Source organism: Enterococcus sulfureus ATCC 49903 (genome assembly GCF_000407605.1).
Taxonomy (GTDB): domain Bacteria; phylum Bacillota; class Bacilli; order Lactobacillales; family Enterococcaceae; genus Enterococcus_G; species Enterococcus_G sulfureus.
This window is the reverse complement of the sequence record NZ_ASWO01000005.1, coordinates 230,018-253,810: the sequence shown is the minus strand read 5'-3', so window position 1 is coordinate 253,810 and position 23,793 is coordinate 230,018. Positions and strand designations below refer to the sequence as shown.

Annotated in this window: 28 protein-coding genes; 1 reads left to right on the top strand and 27 read right to left on the bottom strand. The window is 39.0% G+C overall.

From position 1 onward, the window contains the following. From alsS to I573_RS07265, 11 genes are all read right to left on the bottom strand, one after another. Positions 1 to 1,665, bottom strand: a complete 1,665-nt coding sequence (gene alsS, locus I573_RS07315) for an acetolactate synthase AlsS (RefSeq protein WP_016185662.1) — start codon at positions 1,663 to 1,665, stop codon at positions 1 to 3. Positions 1,666 to 1,894: 229 nt separating this feature from the next. After that, a complete protein-coding gene (locus tag I573_RS07310; protein ID WP_245555074.1) occupies positions 1,895 to 2,563 on the bottom strand; it encodes a hypothetical protein in 669 nt (222 codons plus the stop codon). Positions 2,564 to 2,658: 95 nt separating this feature from the next. Further along, positions 2,659 to 3,378, bottom strand: a complete 720-nt coding sequence (locus I573_RS07305; RefSeq protein WP_016185664.1) for a YebC/PmpR family DNA-binding transcriptional regulator — start codon at positions 3,376 to 3,378, stop codon at positions 2,659 to 2,661. A 97-nt stretch (positions 3,379 to 3,475) separates the two neighbouring features. Next, positions 3,476 to 4,651: a nucleotidyltransferase gene (locus I573_RS07300; RefSeq protein WP_016185665.1), complete on the bottom strand. Its 1,176-nt coding sequence runs from the start codon at positions 4,649 to 4,651 to the stop codon at positions 3,476 to 3,478. Between the two features lie 58 nt (positions 4,652 to 4,709). Then, positions 4,710 to 5,438, bottom strand: a complete 729-nt coding sequence (locus I573_RS07295) for a class I SAM-dependent DNA methyltransferase (protein WP_016185666.1) — start codon at positions 5,436 to 5,438, stop codon at positions 4,710 to 4,712. Further along, positions 5,438 to 5,797: a ribosome silencing factor gene (rsfS, locus tag I573_RS07290; protein ID WP_016185667.1), complete on the bottom strand. Its 360-nt coding sequence runs from the start codon at positions 5,795 to 5,797 to the stop codon at positions 5,438 to 5,440. The genes I573_RS07295 and rsfS overlap by 1 nt, the downstream gene beginning before the upstream one ends. Positions 5,798 to 5,806: 9 nt before the next feature. Further along, positions 5,807 to 6,397, bottom strand: coding sequence for a bis(5'-nucleosyl)-tetraphosphatase (symmetrical) YqeK (yqeK, locus tag I573_RS07285; RefSeq protein WP_016185668.1), 591 nt, complete (start codon positions 6,395 to 6,397; stop codon positions 5,807 to 5,809). Further along, a complete protein-coding gene (locus tag I573_RS07280; RefSeq protein WP_016185669.1) occupies positions 6,390 to 7,019 on the bottom strand; it encodes a nicotinate-nucleotide adenylyltransferase in 630 nt (209 codons plus the stop codon). Before I573_RS07280 ends, yqeK begins: the two co-directional genes overlap by 8 nt. Positions 7,020 to 7,033: 14 nt before the next feature. After that, positions 7,034 to 7,345: a ribosome assembly RNA-binding protein YhbY gene (yhbY, locus tag I573_RS07275; protein ID WP_016185670.1), complete on the bottom strand. Its 312-nt coding sequence runs from the start codon at positions 7,343 to 7,345 to the stop codon at positions 7,034 to 7,036. Between the two features lie 10 nt (positions 7,346 to 7,355). Continuing rightward, entirely contained in the window at positions 7,356 to 8,465 is a 1,110-nt protein-coding gene (yqeH, locus tag I573_RS07270; RefSeq protein WP_016185671.1) for a ribosome biogenesis GTPase YqeH, read from the bottom strand. Beyond that, positions 8,462 to 8,989: a YqeG family HAD IIIA-type phosphatase gene (locus I573_RS07265; RefSeq protein WP_016185672.1), complete on the bottom strand. Its 528-nt coding sequence runs from the start codon at positions 8,987 to 8,989 to the stop codon at positions 8,462 to 8,464. The genes yqeH and I573_RS07265 overlap by 4 nt, the downstream gene beginning before the upstream one ends. A gap of 199 nt (positions 8,990 to 9,188) precedes the next feature. On the opposite strand from I573_RS07265, the gene I573_RS07260 reads away from it, so the two are divergent. Continuing rightward, positions 9,189 to 9,728, top strand: coding sequence for a hypothetical protein (locus tag I573_RS07260; protein WP_016185673.1), 540 nt, complete (start codon positions 9,189 to 9,191; stop codon positions 9,726 to 9,728). A gap of 39 nt (positions 9,729 to 9,767) precedes the next feature. On the opposite strand, the gene I573_RS07255 is transcribed toward I573_RS07260, so the two are convergent. The 16 genes from I573_RS07255 to I573_RS07180 all read right to left on the bottom strand — a co-directional run bounded on the left by I573_RS07255 (position 9,768) and on the right by I573_RS07180 (position 23,651). Continuing rightward, positions 9,768 to 11,213: an amidase gene (locus I573_RS07255; RefSeq protein ID WP_016185674.1), complete on the bottom strand. Its 1,446-nt coding sequence runs from the start codon at positions 11,211 to 11,213 to the stop codon at positions 9,768 to 9,770. Between the two features lie 81 nt (positions 11,214 to 11,294). Further along, the gene (locus I573_RS07250; RefSeq protein ID WP_016185675.1) at positions 11,295 to 12,080 is read right to left on the bottom strand and encodes an acetyl-CoA carboxylase carboxyl transferase subunit alpha; all 786 of its coding nucleotides are present in this window, start codon (positions 12,078 to 12,080) and stop codon (positions 11,295 to 11,297) included. A gap of 3 nt (positions 12,081 to 12,083) precedes the next feature. Beyond that, a complete protein-coding gene (gene accD / locus I573_RS07245) occupies positions 12,084 to 12,944 on the bottom strand; it encodes an acetyl-CoA carboxylase, carboxyltransferase subunit beta (RefSeq protein WP_016185676.1) in 861 nt (286 codons plus the stop codon). Between the two features lie 12 nt (positions 12,945 to 12,956). Beyond that, the gene (locus I573_RS07240; protein WP_016185677.1) at positions 12,957 to 14,321 is read right to left on the bottom strand and encodes an acetyl-CoA carboxylase biotin carboxylase subunit; all 1,365 of its coding nucleotides are present in this window, start codon (positions 14,319 to 14,321) and stop codon (positions 12,957 to 12,959) included. An 8-nt stretch (positions 14,322 to 14,329) separates the two neighbouring features. Next, entirely contained in the window at positions 14,330 to 14,758 is a 429-nt protein-coding gene (gene fabZ / locus I573_RS07235) for a 3-hydroxyacyl-ACP dehydratase FabZ (protein WP_016185678.1), read from the bottom strand. A 3-nt stretch (positions 14,759 to 14,761) separates the two neighbouring features. Further along, complete coding sequence (accB, locus tag I573_RS07230) at positions 14,762 to 15,253, bottom strand: acetyl-CoA carboxylase biotin carboxyl carrier protein (protein WP_016185679.1); 492 nt, start codon at positions 15,251 to 15,253, stop codon at positions 14,762 to 14,764. After that, a complete protein-coding gene (gene fabF, locus I573_RS07225) occupies positions 15,250 to 16,491 on the bottom strand; it encodes a beta-ketoacyl-ACP synthase II (protein ID WP_016185680.1) in 1,242 nt (413 codons plus the stop codon). The genes accB and fabF overlap by 4 nt, the downstream gene beginning before the upstream one ends. Before the next feature lie 15 nt (positions 16,492 to 16,506). Beyond that, positions 16,507 to 17,244, bottom strand: a complete 738-nt coding sequence (gene fabG, locus I573_RS07220; protein WP_016185681.1) for a 3-oxoacyl-[acyl-carrier-protein] reductase — start codon at positions 17,242 to 17,244, stop codon at positions 16,507 to 16,509. A 9-nt stretch (positions 17,245 to 17,253) separates the two neighbouring features. Beyond that, positions 17,254 to 18,183 (bottom strand): ACP S-malonyltransferase, encoded by a 930-nt coding sequence (gene fabD / locus I573_RS07215; protein ID WP_016185682.1) that lies wholly within the window; start codon positions 18,181 to 18,183, stop codon positions 17,254 to 17,256. 61 nt (positions 18,184 to 18,244) lie between these two features. Continuing rightward, positions 18,245 to 18,469 carry an acyl carrier protein gene (locus I573_RS07210; protein ID WP_016185683.1) on the bottom strand — a complete coding sequence of 75 codons (225 nt, stop codon included), beginning with the start codon at positions 18,467 to 18,469 and terminating at the stop codon, positions 18,245 to 18,247. 34 nt (positions 18,470 to 18,503) lie between these two features. Then, positions 18,504 to 19,466, bottom strand: coding sequence for a beta-ketoacyl-ACP synthase III (locus I573_RS07205; protein WP_016185684.1), 963 nt, complete (start codon positions 19,464 to 19,466; stop codon positions 18,504 to 18,506). Between the two features lie 9 nt (positions 19,467 to 19,475). After that, on the bottom strand, positions 19,476 to 19,916 hold the full coding sequence (gene fabT, locus I573_RS07200; RefSeq protein ID WP_016185685.1) for a fatty acid biosynthesis transcriptional regulator FabT: 441 nt from the start codon (positions 19,914 to 19,916) through the stop codon (positions 19,476 to 19,478). Between the two features lie 185 nt (positions 19,917 to 20,101). Further along, positions 20,102 to 20,332 carry a YkuJ family protein gene (locus I573_RS07195; RefSeq protein WP_016185686.1) on the bottom strand — a complete coding sequence of 77 codons (231 nt, stop codon included), beginning with the start codon at positions 20,330 to 20,332 and terminating at the stop codon, positions 20,102 to 20,104. A 78-nt stretch (positions 20,333 to 20,410) separates the two neighbouring features. Then, a complete protein-coding gene (locus I573_RS07190; RefSeq protein ID WP_016185687.1) occupies positions 20,411 to 21,295 on the bottom strand; it encodes an NAD(P)-dependent oxidoreductase in 885 nt (294 codons plus the stop codon). A 67-nt stretch (positions 21,296 to 21,362) separates the two neighbouring features. Next, positions 21,363 to 22,595, bottom strand: coding sequence for a glycosyltransferase family 4 protein (locus I573_RS07185; protein ID WP_016185688.1), 1,233 nt, complete (start codon positions 22,593 to 22,595; stop codon positions 21,363 to 21,365). 18 nt (positions 22,596 to 22,613) lie between these two features. After that, the gene (locus I573_RS07180) at positions 22,614 to 23,651 is read right to left on the bottom strand and encodes a glycosyltransferase family 4 protein (protein ID WP_016185689.1); all 1,038 of its coding nucleotides are present in this window, start codon (positions 23,649 to 23,651) and stop codon (positions 22,614 to 22,616) included. Positions 23,652 to 23,793 lie beyond the last annotated feature (142 nt).

The window sequence follows — 23,793 nt, the reverse complement described above, 5'->3', positions numbered from 1 at the left end:
TTAATAAAATTGATCCGGTAAGATCTTTTCACCTAATTGTTCATTGGATGAGTAATCGACTGGAACATCGATGATTACTGGACCATCTGTAGTTAATCCTTCTTGAATTGCAGCTTCTAATTCTTGTTGTGATGTTGCACGTAATCCTTTTGCACCGAATGCTTGAGCATATTGTACAAAATCGACTGGTCCAAAGTCCACTCCAGAAGCTCGGTCATATTTCATTACTTCTTGGAATTCTACCATATTGTAACGACCGTCATTCCAAATAATATGAATAATGTTTAATTTTTTACGGACAGCTGTTTCTAAATCTTGTGCTGAAAACAAGAATCCACCATCACCAGATACTGAAAAGATCTGTGTATTTGGTCGCACTAATGCTGCACCAATCGCCCACGGCAATGCCACACCTAGTGTTTGCATTCCATTACTGAACAATAATTTACGTGGTTCATAACTTCTAAAATGACGGGCCATCCAAATATAATGACTTCCGATATCCACCGTCACCGTCATGTCATCTGTTACAGCAGCTTGCATGGTTTCAATGATTTCTAACGGATGCAAACGATTTTCCAATTGATGAGTAGGGATAATATCGCGTTCTGTCATTTTTTCCTGTAATTGTGTTAAATAAGCTTGTGAATCTTCTGGTAGTTGATAAGCCGAGATTTCTTCTGTTAATAGATCTAACGTATCTGAAATACTTCCGATCAACTCACGTTCTGGTTGCATAAATGGATCGATTTCAGCAGGTACTTTATCCACTACAATGACACGTGCATCCTTTTCTGCATTCCAGTTACGCGCTTCGTATTCAATTGGATCATACCCAATCGCAATAACCAAATCACTTTTTTTCAACAGCATATCACCAAGTTGGTTTCGAAACAATCCTACACGGCCAAAGAAACGATCTTCTAATTTACGTGAAATCACTCCGGCTGCTTGGAACGTTTCAACTACTGGTAATTTTGCTACTTCAACTAATTGACGCAAAGCTTTGGTTTCAGCTTCACTTGATCCGCGCATCCCTACTAATAAAACAGGTAATTTTGCTTCCTTAATTCGCGCCACAAGATAATCGATATCTTCTTTTGAAGCAGAACCTAAACGTGGTTTACTTAAAGGACGAATACTTTCTGTCACAGCAGGTGCATCTACTACATCTTGAGGAATACTCACGAAACTTGCACCTTTTTTATTTGTACGCGCAATTCGAAAGGCATTTGCCATAATTTCTGAGATTGTTTCAGGATCTTGGATTTCGGCGCTATATTTTGTGATCGGTTTAAACAACGCAACATTGTCCATACTTTGATGTGTCAATTTCGATAGATCGCTACGTTTTACTTGACCCGCGATGGCTAAAACAGGATCCCCTTCCGATGTTGCCGTAACTAACCCTGTCGCTAAATTACTTGCCCCTGGACCACTTGTCGCAATCACTACACCCGGTTTCCCTGTAATTCTACCTACAGCTTGTGCCATAAAGGCAGCATTTTGTTCATGACGGGTTACAATCAATTCTGGTCCTTTATCTTCTAACGTATCAAAGACGCGGTCAATTTTCGCTCCTGGAATTCCAAATACATACTCTACATCATGATTGATCAAACTTTCTACAACCATATCTGCTCCGTGTTTTACAACATCTGTCATCTGTAGCACTTCTTTCTTTTATTGTTATAGTATAAAAATAAAAAATAATTAAAAACGTTGATTTAACAACTTATATCTGTCTCACTTAAACGAGTATAACACAAACAATGATATTTGTTTACTATTTCTTTTCAGAAAATATATTTAATTACATAATAAAAAAAATAGCTATAGCTCAATCTATCTAGATCAAAGCTATAGCTACTTTATTTTTTTCGATAAAAAAACATTATAATACAATTTGTTCGCATAAAGATTCTGGATAAAGACGCAAAACGATCCCGATAATCATATCGAGTTCTAAAAATTGGGTTTCATCTTGCGGATCAAAAATTTGACTGTGGCGCCCTTTGACACCATTGTCAATCAAACGCGCAGTACGATTCCATTCCATAAATTCCGCAATATCCGTCATATGACGAATAGCAAGTGCGCCGACTTCTATAATTTCAGCTAAACGAAACAACACATAATTCGTATCGATGACGTAAAACGTTTCTTCGGCGTAAGGGTAGGCATTTTCTTGCGCTTCAATAATGACTTGTTTTGGACGAAACTCAACTTCAAAGTCCAATACATCTAAAAAAGAAGCAAACCGATTCGGATCGGTAAACAAATTGATCATCGTAAAATTCTTGCGAAATACTAAAGGAATTAAATATTTTGAACGGTAAATCAACATTGGAACTTGATAAAAAGAGCAAGGAACATACCGATGGATAAACGCTCGTCCTTTAAAATCTCCTACACGATAGCCAGTAATGCCAAACTCTTGATACTTTGTACTTAAATACGAGCAATCTAAAATTGAAAATGCGACTTCTGTTATTTTATCGAATCCACTTAAAATCCGATCAAACGGTTGCAGCGTAACTTCTTCACCAAACAAAACATTCACCTTCCATCTACAAATCTCTGTTCTTATAGAATACCATATTTCCTCTAGTTTGCCTTCTATTTCCTAATAAAAAAAGACTCGAATACTCGAGTCTTTTAATCTTCTAACGCTACATTATGGAAAATATTTTGAACATCTTCTAATTCATCGAGTGCATCGATCATTTTTTCAAATTGTACAAGATCCTCTTCGCCTAACGTGACTTCGTTTTGAGGAATCATTTGCATTTCAGCAATAGAAAAGTCTTCAATTCCCTTAGATTTCAACGCTTCTTGGATGGCATGGAAATCTTCTGGTTCACCATACACAAAGACTTGATCGTCTTCTGCTGTGACGTCGCGAACATCGATATCTTGCTCCATTAAGTATTCTAAAATTTCGTCTGCATCTTGTCCAGTAAATCCAAATAATGCCGTGTTATCAAACATATATGCTACTGCACCAGAAACACCCATGTTTCCGCCATTTTTCCCAAATGCTGCGCGAACATCGGCTGCTGTACGATTGACATTGTTCGTCAATGTATCTACGATCACCATCGAGCCATTTGGTCCGAATCCTTCATAGCGTAATTCTGAGAATTGTTCATCTCCAGAACCTTTTGCTTTTTCAATAGCGCGATCGATAATATGTTTTGGAACATTATACGTTTTAGCGCGGTCGATAACAAATTTTAATTTTTGGTTAGTATGTGGATCTGGCTCACCTGATTTTGCTGCTGCATAAATCTCGATTCCAAATTTCGCATAAACTTTACTATTGCTAGCATCTTTTGCTGTCTTCTTTGCCACAATATTTGCCCATTTACGACCCATAATTTCACTTCGCTTTCTGTTTTTTCGTTCCTATTGAATCTAGGTAGGAAACATTCTTTCTTATTATACTTGTCAGATCGCAGATTGTGAAGTATTTTTACACGCTTTTTACTTTAGAATTTACTAAGAGAGCAAAGCGACCAAAATTTTGCTCCTCATGATCTGGCGAAATCAACTGATAGATTTGATCAGCTTTAAGATACAACGCATGATGTTGCGCTTCTTTTTTTCCGATCCTAGCTGTAAAAACTTGATTTTTTTTACGTGCTTTTAGATAGCTCTGTCCGACTTTAGTGTATGCAAGCGGGCGAAAAAGTACGGTTTGCATCGCTTCCTCATATTCGTTTACGGTCATGCCTAGCAAGATATATACAGCCATTCGTTGAATCTTACTGGTGGGATAACTTTTTGACGTAGCCTGAGACAAAAAATCTTTAAACGAATTTGCTCGTGTCGCTACTTGTACAAATAAGTGCGCAATACCTTCATTGACTTGGTAATAGGTTGATAAGATCTCAATTGGCGTACTTACTATACGGTACCGTAAAAAAGGATATGCCCGTTCCCAATCAATTAATGTTCGGCTTAGTAGCGCTTGATCCATCTCAACAGGCACGACGGTAGCTACGGTTTGATTCGTTAATACTGCTCGTCGAATCGCAGTGGCACTTGCAATTGTTCCTACTATCTGTTCATCATGATATTGTGCTTCACGTCTGGTGATCGAGACTAACCCCATTGGTTTAGGTAATGCCGCATTCGCTTTGGCATAACTCAAGGCTAAGATATGATTCGGCTTTGTCTCATCAAAATTTAGCTTAGGATCGAGTTGAGTTAACACATGAATCATTTTTTTAGCATATGTCCACTCGGGCGATGTAATCGCTGCGACTCGTTTTTCGATTTCTGGACGATTTTTTTGATAAAATGCACCATATGCTTCATAGTCGAACACATCGTATTCATCCGTGCCAAAACAGACCACATCGCATCCTAACGCAAATAACATGTCAATTGCTCCTTGAGCAAAGAAATCAGCTGGTTGAACTGCGTGATACACGGGTAGTTCAATCACAAGATCCACTCCATATTGTGCGGCGATCTTTGCACGCGTCCATTTATCCGTAATCGCAAGTTCGCCACGTTGCAAAAAATTTCCTGACATCACAGCGATCACGACATCGGCTTGTGTTTTATCACGCGCTTGTTGTGCATGATAAGCATGTCCATTATGAAAGGGATTATACTCCACAATCAAACCACAAACTTTCATCTTCTTCACCTTTCATTTCAAAAAAAGAGCACTCAGGATTTCCTGAACACTCTTTTTCTTATTTATGACAAACAAAAAACCAACGACGACTCTTTTCATTTGGCGCACTATCAATAAAATCAGCAAATACATCGATTTTCGCAAATCCAGCATTTTCTAACATTAGTTGATAGGCATCTAGTGAGTACGTACGCTCTTGATGTAACTCATCTTCACGAACAAACTTTCCATCCTCTTCTTGCACAAAAAAAGTCAGAAAGTGTTCAATACTATGTGGATGTTCTCCTTGATAACTTTCCCATAAAAAGGCAAATTCATCCGTTTGGTAGTGATAGTTGTAATCTGGGAACACTTCATCGATTTGATACGTCGAATGAACATCAAAAATAAAGGTCCCTTCTTCTTCTAAAATACCATATACGCCATCAAATACTTGCTGTACATCCATCTCATTTGGCATGTAGCACAATGAGTCTGAAAAACACGTTACAGCTTGATACGTCCCAACATCCGTTAGATCTAACATATCTCCAGCAACGAGTTGGATCGAGGTTTCTTCTTCTTGCGCTCGTTGAGAGGCAATCATCAGCATTTCTTCTGATAAATCTAGCGCTGTCACATCAAAACCTTGTTTCGCAAATTTAACGGCTAATGCTCCCGTACCACAAGCTAGTTCTAAGATTTTTTTCCGATCGCCTAAATGACGCATCGAAAAATCCAACCAACGTTGATACAAAGCCGTATCCATCACTTCATCATAAACAAAAGCAAACGTTTCATAAGCCACTATGCATCGATCCAATCGTTGATCGGTGCGTAAGGTGCATCTGACCACAGTTTTTCTAAATTATAAAAATCACGTTCTGTTTGGCTAAATACATGAACGATAACATCGTTTAAATCAATTAAGATCCATTTTGCAGAATCTTTTCCTTCGATTCGTTTGACTTCAATTTGTGCTTGTTCAGCTTGATCAACCACTTCGTTCACGATTGCTTGGATTTGACGTTCGTTCGTTCCAGAACAAATCACAAAATAATCGGCAAGTAACGAAACGTTTTGGACATCTAATGCGACGATATCTTCTGCACGTTTTGCATCTGCTGCTTTTACTACTAATTCTAAAATTTCTTTACTTTCTTTCATAGGTCCTCCTTAGGTGCGCTTGGCAACCCAACTATTATAAGTTTCAATGGTTTTGGGATAAATCGGCACTTCTTTTTGAATCAAAAACGCTAATGTATGCTTAGTTTCATAGGCTACGGCCGCTGTTAAATCTTGTTTCGCAAGTTCTCTCGCTTCGTTAACGCCAGGAAATTGACGATTTGGTTCAATATAATCTGCTACATACAACACTTGTGACAATGGTGACATCTCTTTGGCACCTGTTGTATGCACACGAACTGCCTCCAAAACTGCTTCATCTTCAATCTTTAAGTCACGACGAATCAATTCAGCACCCACGATGCCATGCCAAATCTCATTCGTCCACTGTTTCAATTCCGGATCAAGTTGATACGTATCAATCGCCTCTAAAAATACTTCATCTGAACACTCTTTTGCATAATCATGTACTAACGCTGCACTGCTTGCTTGAACCAAATCGACTTGATAGCGTTTAGCCAGTTCAAGTGCACTTTCTTCGACACCTAAAATATGCTGCCAACGTTTTGGACTCACGTGCGCTTTTACTTGCTCTATTAAAAACCTGCGTGTCGTTTGCTCGTATTCTTGCCAGTTAGTCAAGGTACAGTCCTTCTTTCTCGATATACGCTTTTACAGCTTGTGGTAAAAGGTAGTTCGTTGAACAACCTTCTTTGATTTTTTTTCGTAGCATACTCGAACTAATGTCTAGTAGCGGTACATCGATCCAAATGATTGGATAATCAGATGTGGTTTTATATCCTGGACGTTTGATCCCCACAAAATGGACCAATTGAATCAATTCATCGATATTCTTCCATTTTGGTAAATACTCGACCATATCGCCGCCAATAATAAAATAATAATCCGTATCTGGATGATCCTTTATTAATTGACGCATCGTCTCATAGGTATAATTAACGCCACCTTGATTCAATTCAAAAGGTTCAATAGCTAACAAATCATTTTCTGCAATCGCAAGTTCTAGCATCGCCAAACGGTGCTTTGCATCAATCGTTGTTTTCGTATCCACATGTGGTGGAATCGCTTCGGGCATAAGGTATACTTGATCTAATCCTAGAGCATGCCCGACTTGATCAGCCACCGTTAAGTGCGCAAGATGAACAGGGTTGAAATTGCCACCTAAAATCCCAACTTGCTTTCTAGATGATGTCGACTTGATCACTGGTTGAACTTGCGAATGCGTCCATAGTGCTGAATACATTCGCGATTCTCCTTTTATAAGCTTTTGATTTCTTGAGAAATCTTTTGGTATTTTTCGTTACGTGAAGGTTTAAAGACCACCAATACACGACCAATAATTTGCACTACATTACAATCCAGTGCTTCTTCTAATGTTTCTGCTACTTCTTCAGGTAACTCGTCTGTATTTTGTAATAATGAGATTTTAAATAATTCTCTTTTTTCTAGTGCTTCCCCGATTTGAATGATCATCGCTTCATTAACGCCGCCTTTTCCCACTTGAAAAATCGGGTTCATATGATGCGCTTTACTTCTTAATACACGTTTTTGTTTTCCTTTTAATTCCATATTCGTCTCCTTAAATTAACGCTTTTCGCTTGATAACATCGACACCTTTTGGCGCCCAACCGGCAACTACACCAGGATTGGTAACGGTAATCCAACCAAGTCCAGCAAATACGATATCTGTACGTTCTTTGATCGAAAATTCAAAACGTACAAGTTCTGGAAATTCAGCTACTTCATCTGGGCGTGGTGGCTGAAGCAATCCGCCTACATGTTTTTCATAAAACGCTGTTGCTTTTTCTAATTTTGTCCGATGTAAATCAAGATCATTTGCCGTATACACGGTAAATGAACTACGCTCTCCTTGAATATAATCAAAACGTGCTAATCCGCCTAAAAATAAAGTTTGCTCTGCATTTAATTGATAGGTCTTAGGCTTGATTTCTTTTTGAGGCGCAATGATTTTCAAATCTTTTTTCCCTAGATAATGTGCCATTTGATGGCGATGAATAATCCCAGGTGTATCGATCAAAAAGTGACCGTCTTCTAAAGGAATTTCGATTTTATCTAACGTTGTCCCTGGAAAACGTGAAGTCGTAATCACTTCTTTTACTCCTGCAGTTTGGCGGATAATTTGGTTGATCAACGTTGATTTCCCAACATTTGTTACTCCAACTACATACACATCGCGACCCTTACGATACGTTTCGATCGTTTCAAGTAAAGATTCAATGTCTGAAGCTTTTTTGGCACTCGTCAATTTCACATCGATCGGACGCAAGCCTTCTTCATGCGCACGTTCACGCATCCACTGAATCATTTTTGATGGTTTCAATGATTTTGGTAATACATCTAGTTTATTGCCCACTAGTAATACCGGGTTGTCTCCTACAAAACGATGCAATCCTGGGATTAATGATCCATTAAAATCAAAAATGTCGACCACATTGACAATCAACGCGTCTTCTGTCCCGATTTCATTCAATAATCGTAAGAAATCATCGTCTGTTAACGAAACATCTTGGATATCGTTGTAATGTCTTAAGCGAAAACAACGTTGACAATACAATTCCCCAGATTCAACTCCACGTTCAAAAGCAGCTTTTGGCGTATAGCCTAATTGATCTGGTTCGCTTGTTTGGATGTGGACGCCACACCCAATACATTGCCATTCTTCATTCATGTTATTTCTCCTTGCCATACCATTTCTGGATTTTTCTTTTGTAAGTAACGCATGATTTGTCGTTCACACAAACGATTAAATTGAGTTTTCCAACTGTCAGTATCAATAATCGGTTTTACTAAAATACTTCTCACACCCACGCGATTGGCTGCTCGAACGTCCGTCATAATCTGATCGCCTACCATAACTACTTCATCTTTTGATAGATTTAAACGACGTACACCTTCTCGAATTCCTTTACCTAGTGGTTTTAATGCTCGCGCTACAAAATCGATATCAAATCGCTCTACCGCATAGCGCACACGTTCTTCGTTATTATTCGATACCACGATAACCGGAATGCCCGCTTTTTTCAACGTCAATAACCATTGTTGCAGTTCGATTGTTCCTTCAGGATTGTTCCATGCAATCAAGGTATTGTCAAGATCTGTCAATACCGCTTTGATCCCATGTGTTTGCAATTGTTCAGGAGTGATTTTATAAATAGCATCTACCATCCATGTTGGTTTAAAATTTGAAAACATATATTCTCCTTTAGTCAAAAAATGAAGGAGTCCTGATCAGTACTCCTCAACCTTCGATTATACATGAAAAAACACGAAAATAAAAGATATGTGACCAATTCTCATGAAGACCAAATCAAGCTAGCGATATCTTTTCCATTCTGTATTCAATTGTTTTATAATATACCTATACAAAATAAGTTTATTGGAGGTTGGTCAAATGTTTCAACAAAAAAAGATTTATAAAAGTCTCGAAAATCGTAATTTCACACCAGAAAGTTTACTTACTGAACTAGAAAGCCTTAAACACTTTGAGTTTGATGAAGTATCGTATACCGGCATTGCGTTAAATACTGAAATGTTGATTACACAATATCTTCGTGATCATAACTTTGAATTGATTGAAGTTCAAGGCGGATTGGCGAAAAAAACATATGACTCTTGGCATAAAGATTTAAGTCTAGCTATTGCCATTTTTAATCATTTTGTCGACTATACCAACGAACACTTTAATACGTATTTAAAAGAAGCAAAAACCTATCAAGAAGAAACAGGCCATGCCAATACTTCTCCTGAATACAAAGCCTATTTTGAACAAGGAAACTCGATGTATTTTCATGACGTCTTGCACAGCGTCTTTGACTTATCTCGAAAATTAGATCTTAGTATCGCCGATTTTAAAGAAGCACTAATCGCCGATGGTCAGCCGATTGCTGACTACCCACTACCTGAGAAAAAAGTATTTAGCGGCGAATATTAAACTAAAGGGTGTGACAGACTCTTGTCACACCCTTTTAGTTTATTTATACGTATTGAAAATTCCAGTTTCTTCCAATTCATCACTTATCTGGAACAATTGGTCTTCACGTCCGCGACTGGCCATAAATTGTACACCAATGGGCAATCCGTTTGCCGTTAAATGGACTGGTAAACTAATCGCTGGCTGTCCCGTTAAATTGGCTAGTTGTGTATACGGGGTGATGGCTAAACTTTTGGCAAACATATCGAAGATAATCGTCTCTGACTCCGCAAACGAAACCGTTTCAATATTTTTTAATTGTGTCCGAATAATATCGCTTTGAAGATCTTGATCAAGGCGTGGCGCGGTTGTTGTCGCACTTGGAGATAAAAATAAATCATATTGCGTAAATAACTTTTCCATCTCCAAGAAGGCCTGATCCCAAACTTCTAAGGACAATACATACTCTGCAGCGGGCATTTTTTTACCCGATTGATACATCCACCACGTCATCAGTTCCATATCTTCTAGCGTAAAGGATCGTCCGACTTGTTTTTCCATCGCGTGAAACATCGCTGCTGTATCTGCACCATTCATCCGATAGTATGCTTGAATCAACTGAAGCCCATCGATCGGATACGAGATCTCTGTTACATGGTGCCCTAATGCTTCAAGTTGTGCCACTGTTTTTTTCACTGCAATTTTTGCTTCTTCACTTACCGGATGGCCTAAAGGAGAATCGATACAAACTGCAACAGACATTGCGCGTTTAGCACTTGGACCTTGGTGTGTCCACTCCACAGTCGGTGCTTGATAGGGTGAAGGCTGATTGGGATCACGTAATAAATAAAATAATGTTTTCGTATCCCGCATCGAACGCGTCATGGCAAAGCCAATCGAGGCCCCTTGCCATCCCCTAAGTTCATTTGGCCCCATCGGCATCGTTCCTCTTGTGGGTTTCAATCCAATCAATCCCGTAAATGACGCAGGAATGCGAATCGACCCCCCTCCATCACTGGCACTTGCGATCGGTACTAAATTTCCGGCAACAGCCGCAGCAGCACCGCCACTTGATCCTCCTGGAGAATATGCAAGATTCAGTGGGTTTTTAGCATCCCCATACACCGTCGAGTCCGTTACATTTTTAAATCCAAATTCTGGCGCGTTGGTTTGACCAAATGGAACAAACCCGATTTTTTCTAATCGGTCAACAAACGCACTCGTACTTTGCGCTTGATTATTTAGTAATAAACGTGACGCGGCCGTATTTGGCCATCCTTTTTTCGTGTGACCAAGTACTTTTAATGGGATAGGTAGTCCCGCATAAGGCGTATCTAACCAGTCTTTTTTTTGCTTGATCTGCTCTAGCGTTTTCTCCGGATCTAGAGAAACAAAGGCATTGAGCTCTGGATGTTGTTCGATTCGTTTCATCCACTGTGCAATCAATTCTTGATGGCTAATTTGTTTTTCTTTTAATAACTTTACCCAATACGTTGCATCTTTCATTCTGTCCACTACTTTCTTTACTCTTTTTGGTGATCGTAAACAAAAAAACAGAGAAAATCAAGAACTGATTTTCTCTGTTTTTTAAAACTTACGAAATCGTGCGTAACGTTGTTCGATCCGTTGTTCGACTGACTGATGCATCAGTTCTTTTAATTTGAACTGTAAATCAGCTTTCAATCGTTTCATGATTTCTTGATTACTTAACGCTTCATCGCGGAAAGTTTCAGGAATGATACGCTCGATCACATCCATCTCTTTTAGCTCATGAGCCGTGATTTTCATCAAACCAGCTGCTTCATTTGCACGTTTGCCATCTTTCCATAAGATTGAGGCAAATCCTTCAGGAGATAAAATGGCATAAATCGAGTGCTCTAACATCCAGACTTCGTCACCTAATGCTAAAGCCAACGCACCACCACTACCACCTTCACCAATAATGATTGAAATGATCGGGACTTTTAGATCCGACATTTCTAAAAGGTTGGTTGCGATTGCTTCACCTTCACCACGCTCTTCAGCACCGATTCCACAAAACGCTCCTGCTGTATTGATAAAGGTAATCACAGGACGATTAAATTTTTCTGCTTGTTTCATCAAACGCAATGCTTTACGATATCCTTCAGGGTGTGGTGATCCAAAATTACGACGAAGATTTTCTGTTAAATTTCGTCCTTTTTGAATCCCAATCACCGTCACTGGTTTTCCATCAAGAAAGGCTACACCACCGACTACGGCTTCATCATCCGCATATAAACGGTCGCCGTGAAATTCTTGAAATCCATCAAACATCGTTTCAAAATAATCTAACGCAGTCAAGCGGTCTTTACTGCGGGCTAACGTTACGATTTCATGTGCTTGTTTGGCCATCGCTTACCACTCTCCTTTGACATGCAAGGCTAATAATTCACTCAAACGTTGTCTTAACAACGTTCTAGGAACGATTTGATCGACAAATCCATGCGTTAATAAAAATTCTGCTTTTTGGAAATCATCTGGCAATTCTTGTTTGATTGTTTGTTCGATAACACGACGTCCAGCAAACCCGATTAGTGCTTGAGGTTCTGCCAAAATAATGTCGCCTTCCATTCCAAAACTAGCGGTTACACCACCTGTTGTTGGATCCGTCAACACTGTCACGTATAACAACCCAGCATTACTATGTTGTTTGACTGCAGCTGAAATTTTCGCCATCTGCATTAAAGACAAAATGCCTTCTTGCATTCTTGCACCACCAGAAGCAGTAAAAATTACAACAGGTAGCTGTTCTTTTGTTGCGCGTTCAAACAAACGTGTGATTTTTTCTCCAACAATCGTTCCCATGCTTCCCATGATAAAATGTGAATCCATGATCGCAATGGCCACTTCTTGTTGTTCAATCGTCGCTTTTCCCGTCAATACTGCTTCATCTAAATGTGTCGCAGCTTTCATTTTACGTACTTTTTCTAAATAATTAGGAAATGATAATGGATCTTTTGTTTCTAAACCATGATTCCATTCTTCAAAACTACGCTCATCGATCGTGATCGATAAACGTTCCCAAGCACGAATACGAAAGTTGTAGCCACAGTTTGGACAAATTCGTTCTGCACCCATTTCTTTCGTATACAGCGTATGCTTACAATTTGGACATTTTGCCCACATGTCATCTGGAACAGAAGGTTGTTGATTGCTCGGCTGATCGCGATTCGGATTAATACGAATATAATCTTTCTTCTTTTTGAATAAAGCCATGCGTCACTCCTCCTATTCTTCAGGTTTCCAGTTTGGTAAAAAGTCTTCTTGTAAAAAGGCTGTCGTGTAATCTCCAGCGATAACATTTGGATGGCTGATTAAATCCATTTGAAACTCGACATTCGTCACCACACCGTCTGTAACAAACTCGGTTAGCGCACGTTGCATTTTCATCAACGCTTCAAAACGAGAATTTCCATGAACGATCACTTTAGCGATCATAGAATCGTAGAATGGTGGGATTGCATAGCCTGAATACATCGCACTATCGACACGTAAACCCATTCCTCCTGCTGGTAACAGTAAGTTTTTGATTTTACCTGGTGATGGCGCAAAGTTAAAGGCCGGATTTTCTGCATTGATACGACATTCGATCGCATGACCAGAAAACGTCACTTCTTCTTGGGTAATTCCTAGTGGTTCTCCATTTGCAACTTCGATTTGTTTTTTGACAATATCGATCCCGGTAACCATTTCGGTTACTGGATGTTCCACTTGGATACGCGTATTCATTTCCATGAAATAGAAGTTTCCTTCTTCATCACGTAAAAATTCGATCGTACCCGCATTTTGATAATTTACTGCTTTGGCTGCACGCACACCGATTTCGCCTAAATGCGCACGCTCTTTGGCTGTAATCACGACAGAAGGTGATTCTTCTAGAACTTTTTGGTTATTGCGTTGTAACGAACAATCGCGTTCTCCTAAGTGGATCACATTCCCAAAATTATCAGCTAAAATTTGCACTTCGATATGACGCGCTGGGTATACGATTTTTTCCATATACATCTCATCATTACCAAAAGCGGCTTTTGCTTCTTGTTGTGCGGAATCAAAATGTTTTGGCAACTCTTCAGCTGACATTACTTTACGGATCCCTTTACCACCACCGCCAGCTGCTGCTTTTAGCATAACTGGAAATCCGATTTCTTCAGCTAACGTCATCGCTTCTTCCACGCTACTTAACGAACCATGGCTTCCTGGAATAACTGGAACATCTGCATCCATCATCAATTGACGCGCATGGATTTTATTTCCCATTTCGTCAATTGTTTTGCTTTTTGGTCCAATAAACGTAATATTGCATTCTTCACACATTTCAGCAAATTGACTATTTTCAGACAAGAAGCCAAATCCTGGATGGATCGCTTCTGCTTTCGTTAAAATAGCTGCGCTTAGAATTTGTTTAACATTCAAATACGAGTCGACTGCTTTAGCCGGTCCGATACAAATCGCTTCATCTGCAAGTTCTGCATGAAGTGCATCGCGATCTGCTTCAGAATAAACCGCAACCGTACGAATACCTAACTCGCGACAAGCACGAATGATACGAACTGCAATTTCACCACGGTTGGCAATTAAAATTTTCGAAAACATGTTTTCACCTATCCAATCATAAAGGTTAATTCAGCCTCGGCTACTTTTTTACCGTCGACTTTTGCTACACCTTTTCCGATGCCGGCATTTGATTTTACTTTTAAAATCTCGACTTCTAACATCAAGGTATCGCCTGGTGTTACTTTTTTACGGAATTTTGCTTTATCGATTCCACCAAAATAGGCTGTTTTGCCTTTAAATTCTTCAATCGATAACAAGGCTACCGCACCTGCTTGTGCCATTGCTTCAATAATTAATACGCCTGGCATAACTGGTTCATGTGGAAAATGACCTTGGAAAAATGGTTCATTGATTGTTACATTTTTTTTGGCGATTACTTTCTCACCCGCTACGATTTCTTCAACACGGTCGATCAATAACATCGGATAACGATGCGGGATGATTTCTTTAATTTCTTGTATAGTTAAACTTGTCATTACTTAGCCTTCTTTCACAACGAATAATGGTTGACCATATTCCACAACAGCTTCGTTTTCAATCAGTACAGCTGCAATCGTACCGTCAACATCACTAACGATTTCATTCATGACTTTCATTGCTTCTAAAATACACAATACGTCACCTTTTTTAACCGTATCGCCAACTTGTTTAAAGTTCGCTTTATCTGGACTTGGTTTAAGATACGCTACCCCTACAAGTGGTGACGTGATTTCTTTACCCGTTACGTCTGCTGCCGGTACTACTGGTGTATCTACTACCGGTGTTTCTACGATTGGTGCTGGAGCTACCGCTACCGGCGCTGCTTGAGGTGCTGGTGCTACTTGAGGTGCTGGTGCTGCTTGCTCCATTGTTTTTTGTGCTTGTGCATTTTTGTTTAAGTACAATTCAAATTGTTGATCCTTAACATGGAATTCCGTTAAGTTCGATTGATTGATTAAGGCTACGATTTCTTTAATTTCTGAGAAGTTCACGCTTCTTCCTCCCATTTCTTCATTAAGATTACAGCATTGTGTCCACCAAAACCTAGTGAGTCACTTAATGCATAGTCAAATGTTGCGTCGATGCTTTCATTTTTCACAACGTTTAGTTCAATATTTGGATCTTGTTCGGTTACATTGATATTTGGTGGGATAAATTGATGTTGTAAGGCAAGTAAAGTGGCTACAGCTTCCACTCCACCAGCAGCACCAAGTAAATGACCTGTCATTGATTTCGTACTACTTACGTAAGTATTCATATAACCGGCACCTAGACCATATTGAATCGCTGTCGCTTCAGCACCATCATTTGTTGGTGTACTTGTTCCATGGGCATTGATATAACCGACTTGATCAGGTGTGATCGCAGCTTCTTCTAATGCTAGTTTAATTGCTTTACCGGCACCTGAACCATCAGGATTTGGTGCTGTCATATGGTATGCATCACTGGTTGACCCATATCCAACTACTTCACCTAAAATATTCGCGCCACGTGCTTTCGCATGTTCTAATGATTCTAATACCAACACTCCGGCACCTTCACCCATTACAAAACCATTACGGTCTTTGTCAAATGGTACTGAAGCTTTATTTGGATCTTCTTCTTTACTTAAAGCTGTTAATGAAGCAAATCCAGCAATCCCGATTTCACAAATCGTCGCTTCTGATCCACCGGCTAAAATCACGTCAGAATAGCCGTGTTTGATATTACGGTACGCTTCCCCAATTGCATTGGTTCCAGTTGCACATGCTGTAACTGGTGAATAGCTAATGCCTTTTGCTCCAACACGCATTGAAATATTACCAGATACCATATTTACGATCGATAATGGAACAAACATCGGTGAAACGCGTTGTGGACCTTTAGCGTTCATACGTGTCACTTGATCTTGGATCGTTGGCAAGCCACCGATACCAGAACCTACGATAACTCCAAAGCGATCCGCATTGATGTTTTCTGCTTTTAAAGCAGCCATTTCCATTGCATCTAATGACGCATGGATTCCGTAAATCGAAAACATCTCCATACGTTTTGTATCTTTTTTCGTAAAGTATTTTTCTAGTGGAAAATCTTTGACCTCACCGGCAACATGTACGCCCGTATCTGCAGCGTCAAATTTCGTGATGGGACCAATTCCATTTTTACCTTCTTTTAAACTTGATAAAAAGGCTTCCGGGTCGTTTCCGATTGGAGAAACAACACCATACCCTGTGATAACTACTCGATTCATTGTTTTGCTCCTTTTCTATCCGTTCATGACTAGTCCGCCATCAACATTGATGACTTGACCTGTAATATATGAATTTTTTGCTAAAAAGACAGCAGTATCTGCGACAGCTTCTACTGAACCAAATGCTTGTAACGGAATTGTTTGCAACATTTGCTCTTTGACTTTATCGGATAATACATCTGTCATATCAGTTTTGATAAACCCTGGAGCAATCGCATTACAAGTGATTCCGCGCGGAGCCGCTTCACGTGCGACTGTTTTTGTAAAGCCAATCACACCTGCTTTACTTGCCGCATAGTTGGCTTGCCCAACATTTCCCATTAAACCTGAAACACTTGATAAATTGATAATAGCACCTTCACGTTGTTTCATGAATTTTTTCAAGACGTGTTGTGTCATATTGAACGTTCCCGTCAAGTTGACTTTAATGACTTGTTCGAAGTCCTCACTTGACATGCGTAACATTAATTTATCATTGGTAATTCCAGCATTATTGACAAGAACCGCTAGTTTGCCTAATTTTTCTTCTGCTTCATTGATCATACGACCTGCAGATTCAAAATCTGAAATATCACCAGAAACTGCCACACAGTTTACGCCATGAGCAGTAATTTCTGCAATAATCTCTTCTGAAACTTCACCACGGCCATTTAATACGATATTCATTCCTTGTTTTGCAAAAGCTTTTGCAATCTCAAGTCCGATACCACGTGTACTACCTGTAATAAACGCATTTTTTCCTTGTAATTCCATGTAGACCTCCTATTGAAGTAATTCTAGTGTTTGATTGAATGTCTCTACGTCTTCGATTCGATGACTAGACAATGTTTTATCGATTTTTTTCAAGAATCCGCTTAGCACTTTTCCTGGGCCAACTTCAATGTATTCCGTAATCCCTAGTGTCTGTAAGGTGGCAATACTTTCGTAGAAGCGAACAGGTGACATCACTTGGCGTTCTAGTAACGTCTTGATCTCATCTTCTTGCATCACTTTAGCTGTTGTATTGGCCACTACAGGGATCGTCATTGTTGAGAATTCGATATGTGCCAATTCTTGTGCTAATTCTTTTGCAGCAGGCGCTAAAATTGGAGTATGAAAAGGTCCACTAACGTTTAATGGAATCATACGGCGCACACCTTTTTCTTGCAAGATCGCAACGGCTTGATCGACTGCTTCGCTCTCACCACCGATTACGATTTGTTGCGGTGTATTATAGTTTGCTGGCACGACGATTTTTTTCGTTTCAGCTGCGGCTTGTACACAAGCAGCTTCGATATCTTCCACTGCTGCATTCATTACCGCGACCATTTTTCCTGAACCAAAAGGTGCGGCTTGTGTCATAAAACGACCACGCTTTTGAACTAAAGACACCGCTTCTTTAAATGATAATGCACCACTAGCAACTAATGCAGTATATTCTCCTAGGCTTAAGCCTAATGCAGCATCTGGTTTTAGTCCTTCTTGACATGCCACCTTATAAAAAGCTGTACTCACAGTCAAAATAGCAGGTTGAGTATATTCGGTTAAATTCAAACGATCATTTGGATCAAAACATAACGCGGCAACGTCATAGCCTAGCGTATCACTTGCTTCTTCAAATGTTTCGCGAACAACTGGATAGACATCATAGAGTTCTTTCCCCATTCCCTCATATTGTGCACCTTGACCACTGAATAAAAAGGCAGTTGACATGAATCATTCCCCTTTCTTTTTCCAATAAGAAAAGCCAGGCTTTCGCCCAGCCTCTTATTTATTATGCTTGTTGTGCTTCTACGTATTTCACTAGATCTTCAACAGTTTTGATTCCATCTTCAGTTTCGATCTTCACATCGAATTCATCTTCGATTTCGTTGATGATTTGGAATAAATCTAAGCTATCTGCTTCTAAGTCTTCTTGAATATTTGTTGTTAATTGAATTTCGTCTTTTTCTTTACCTAACTCTTCTGCTACGATTGCTTGAATTTTTTCGAATACCATGAATAATTCCTCCAAATATTGTTTGTTTTTATTTTTATACTTCGAGTAACAAGTTACCCCAAGTTAATCCACCGCCAAAACCGGTCATTACTATTTTTTGTCGACTTCCAAGCGTGATGGTTCCCGCTTGGATTGCTTCATCTAATAATAATGGAATTGTGGCTGCCGATGTATTTCCATAATTTTGCATGTTTTGTAAAAAACGTTCTCTTGGTACTTTTAATTTACGCGCGAAAATATCTAAGATACGCGAATTAGCTTGATGTAATAAAAAATAATCGACATCTGCTAATTGATCTCCTAACATCTCTCTTGTCGATGCCATGACTTCACGCGTCGCAAAGTCGAAAATCGCCCGACCGTTCATTTGTAAAGGAGATAATGTTTTCGCTTCTTTTTCTTGATTTTCGACTGCTACACAACCAGATGTCAGAGCATCAAAACGCGTACCATCTGAATGTAGATCGTCAATCAATATCATTTGTTGCTCGCTTGCTTTTAATACCACACCGCCTGCTCCATCGCCAAACAATACAGCAGTTGAGCGATCTTGCCAATCGACCATTTTCGATAATACCTCACCACCAATGACAAGACCATACGTCGCGCCACCTTGGATCAATTTATCTGCAATCGATAGTCCATAGACAAAACCAGAACACGCGACACTCATATCAAATGCAAAAGCGTTGGTCGCACCAATCGCACCTTGTACCATACTGGCAACAGAAGGTGTTTGAAAATCTGGTGACATTGTCGCTACAATGATAAAATCAAGTTGATTCGCTTCAAGAGTTACTTCATGTAATAACTTTTGCGCAACTTGGATACAAAGATCTGAAGTATTTTCATCTCGTACAATGTGTCGTTGTTTGATTCCAGTTCTGGAATAGATCCATTCATCGCTTGTATCCATTTTTTTGGCTAAGTCATCATTTGTGACAATCTGTGCTGGTGTATAACTTGCACTAGCCACGATTCGTCCATATTTCGTCATGTTGTCCACTCACTTGTATTCTTGCAAGAAGTTATGCAAGCTATCTAGCGCTTGTAATAACGCTGAAACTTCATCTTTATCCATTCCCTTTACGACAGAGCGAATCATTTCGCGGTGGAAATGCTGATGAACACGGTAAAGCAATTTTCCTTTTTTTGTCAAACCTAATTTAACCACACGCCGATCGTCTTCACTACGAATCCGTTCGACATATCCTTTTTTCACCAGACGATTAACAGCAATCGTTAAGGTACCGACTGTGACTGATAACTCTCTTGCAACTTCGGTTGTAGTTTTTTTCTTATACATCCCTACAGCTTCAATTGTATGCATCTCAGTGATCGACAAGTCATTGAACTGTGATTTTTTTAATTCTGACTCTTCAATGACCAATATATCATTGAATACTTCAACTAGAAGATCATTAATTTGTTCAAAATTTTCACTCATGACTTCGCCACCCGGATAGTTTGATTATCAAATGATTTGATAATCAAACTATAAATTACAGAAACAAAAAATGCAAGAGGTTTTTTTATTTTTTCAGAAACCACCCTAAAAAAAAGCGTATTTATTTATTTTTTTATAAAAAAAAGAAAACGAGTTCGACAAGCTTGCTCATTTTCTTTTCTATGTTATTGAATTAAATCGTAAATCTCCATTGCAACAATATCAACATTATCAAATTGATATGGTTGATTTGATGCAGCTTCGGTTAATTCGAATGTTTCTGTTGCACGATCGTATGTTACCGTACATTTCTCAACGCCTTCTTTTTCAAAACGGCGTACTTGTATTTCGTTATCTTGCGCTTCAATCATCGCTTCGAGACGTCTAATAATCGCGACTAATTGCGAACTTTTCATTCAGCAATCCTCCCTTTCCTCGTTTCTGTTACATTGTAACAGAATCGCGGCTATCTTGCATTGATTTTGACAAAAAAATCAGTCATTTTCAGTTTTTTTTCCATCTTGCCAATACAAGCGAATCAATGCTTGTGTTCCTTCATTCTCAAATCCTTGATCAGCTAACTGTTCATAGAGCTTCTCTGCTAATGTCGTCGCCGGAAGATCCAGTTTCATTTGTTTGGCTTCATCTAAAGCAATTTTTAAATCTTTAATAAAATGTTTAACAAAAAAGCCTGGGCTATAGTCCTCTTTTAAAATACGCGGACCATAGTTTAGCATCGACCAGTTACTCGCACTCCCTCCACCCAAAGTCTCCATAACTTTTGGTAAATCCAATCCAGCTTGTTTGGCATAAGCGAGCATCTCAACCATTCCAGTCATCGTCCCTGCGATCATGATTTGATTGGCCATTTTTGTATGTTGACCTTTTCCTGGATCACCATGCAATTGATAAGTTTTTCCAATAATTTCAAACAATGGTAATGCCCGTTCATATGCTTCTTTCACGCCACCTACCATAATCGTCAATGTCGCATTTTTTGCTCCTAGATCACCACCAGAAACAGGTGCATCTAGACTTTGCGCCTGTTGTTCTTGTGCTGTTTGGGCGATTTTTTCTGCTAAACTTGGCGTACTGGTTGTAAAATCAATCAACAATTTATGTTGTATATCAGCTAAAAAGATCCCCTTTGTTCCATAGTAGATTTCTTCTACATCTTGAGGATACCCCACCATCGTACAGATAATCTCCGCTTGTTGCGCAACTTCTTGTGGTGTCGCTTGCCAAATCGCTCCTTTTTGTATTAAATCGTCTGTTTTTTCTTGCGTACGATTATATACAAATACCGTATGACCAGCAGCCAAAAGATGTTCGACCATCGCATGTCCCATGACACCTGTTCCAATAAAGCCTATGTTCATTTTCATCCCTCCAAATTAAAAAAACTACGTCTTCAGTATAGCACTGATAACGTAGTTTTTGCAGTTTCTATTGTCCCGATCGTTTGGAACTACTTAATTTCAACTTAATTTTTTTTAACGAAACTTCTTTTGTTTCCACAGCACGTTCTTTTTCTTTTAATGCGATCATATCATGATAAAAATGAATCATCGACAAACCGAATTGTTCAGCAGAGATTTCTTGTAATTTACGCTGACAGACTTCTGGTTGTAACGAAAGATCTTTTTCAATATAACGCAATACAGCTTGTGCAAAATCCTGATCCGTTGCAAATGTCGTTCCTAAACTAGCATCATCAATCAAATGATTCAAATAATCATTTCCTTCTACAATCATCGGCAACCCTGCAGCCATTGCTTCGGTATAGGTTAAGCCTTGTGTTTCAGAAGTCGACGTGCTTACAAAATAATCTGCCGCATGATAATATAATGCCACTTCATGATTGGCTACTTCACCGACGAACACTACATATTCTTCTAAATCATAAGAAGCAACTAGGGCTTCAAGTTGTGGTTTATACGGTCCATCACCGACAATGACTAACCGGATTGATGCATTGTGTTGAACGATTTCAGGCATTCCTTCTAAAATCGCTTGAATATTTTTTTCATAAGACAAACGACTTAATGATAACAGCATGATCTGGTCAGGTGCTATTTTCACTTGCTGACGAATCTCTTGTATCATTTCAGACGTGATATCTGGACGTTTAAACTTATCAATCTCAATCCCTGTTGGAATAATCCGCATCGGAATAGATACCCCGTAGTTACGCAATGTTTTGATCACTCGCTCACTGGGACAAACCACCCCAGTAGAATGATTCACAAATAAACGTGAAAAATATTTGACATGCGAAGGCCGTAATACTTTTCCTTTAGCCACATAATGAAGATAATCCTCATACATTGTATGGTAAGTATGAATCACCGGGATCTTTAATTTCTTACCGACCATCTTCCCTAAGATCCCTGTACCAAACTCTGTATGGGTATGGATCAAATCAAGTTGTAATTCTTTGGCGATCAAGTAAGCATACCACATGCCACGAACCACGATTCGACGATCTTTAAATGAAACAAAAGGAACACTCGGCATGCGGATGACACCTTCCTCAAAAGCCGGCGCATGCGGATCAGTTGTGGTAAAAATATATACTTGATGGCCATTTTCTTCTAATTGGTCTTTTAACGTCTTAATTGAAGTGGCGACACCACTAACTTGCGGAAAATAAGTATCTGTAAAAAATCCAACTTTCACCTGTTCTCCCTCCGACTCTTAATTCTTTTTCTGATAATGCTCTACCGTTTCGGTATAATACGTATGCCAAATTTTAGCAACGTGTTCTTTTGAGTAATAGTGCGCAGCGTTACGTGATCGTTCTTGATATTCTTCCAATAATTCAGGATTTTTCTTAAATCGACGCAAGGCTTTTTGCATCTCTTGTCGATCGTTACATCCAATATAATAGTCTTTGATAACAGATTGATACAATTCAAGCTCTCTTACCATAACTGGTGTACCACAATTAAATGCTTCTAAAATACTCATCGGAAACAGTTCATTATATGAAGGTAATAAGAAAACGTCACATAAATTATAATACTCAACGAGTTCTTCGCGATCAATAATCCCTGTAAAAATAAGATTTTCAGGCGGATTTTTATATACTTTTTCATATTCTTCATATCCGTCTGTCATTTTTCCAAACGAAAATCCACCCGCCCACACAAAGGTTAGCTCTGGGTTGTCTTTAGCTAATTGAATAAAATCATCTAATCCTTTGCGCTTTTGAATTTGTCCAACACCCAAAATCATAAATTGTTCAGGTGAAAATCCATACTTCTTGCGTAGCGCGCATTGTTCGCTCGCTGATTTTTCATAAAATACTTCATTCGACACAAAATTAGGAATATATGTAATTTTATCTTCTGGACAGCCCGCTTTGACTAACTCAGGAATAAAACTAGGGTTTACAACAACTAATTCATCCATTCGTCGATAAAAGTCTAACACGTACCATTCAAATATTTTTTGAAAAGGCGCAAACAATTCGATACTTCCTTTTAATGTTTCTGGCAAGAAATGAACATAACCAATTCTTACACCACGTTGCTTTTTGAAAAACGTTGATAAATAAAAAGGAAAATTAACAGTGTGATAATGTGAGATATCGGCTTTGCCCCATGTATTGATGTTGATCACAAATTCTTGTTTGAATTGTTCGTTCAACATGTTGATCAATTCGATATACGCGCTACCCACACCTTGACCTTTCACTTTATCTGCTTTTGAAAACATTGTAATCTTAAGCATATGATTCCCTTCCTAACTCCAGGTTTATTCTCATGTTTAGAGAATGTTCATTGTTCATTATAGCATAGCTCACTAGATTGTATGTAGGTCTTATGAAGGATTCTTCACGTTTTATGTAAAAAAAGAGTGGCTTTCTTTACAG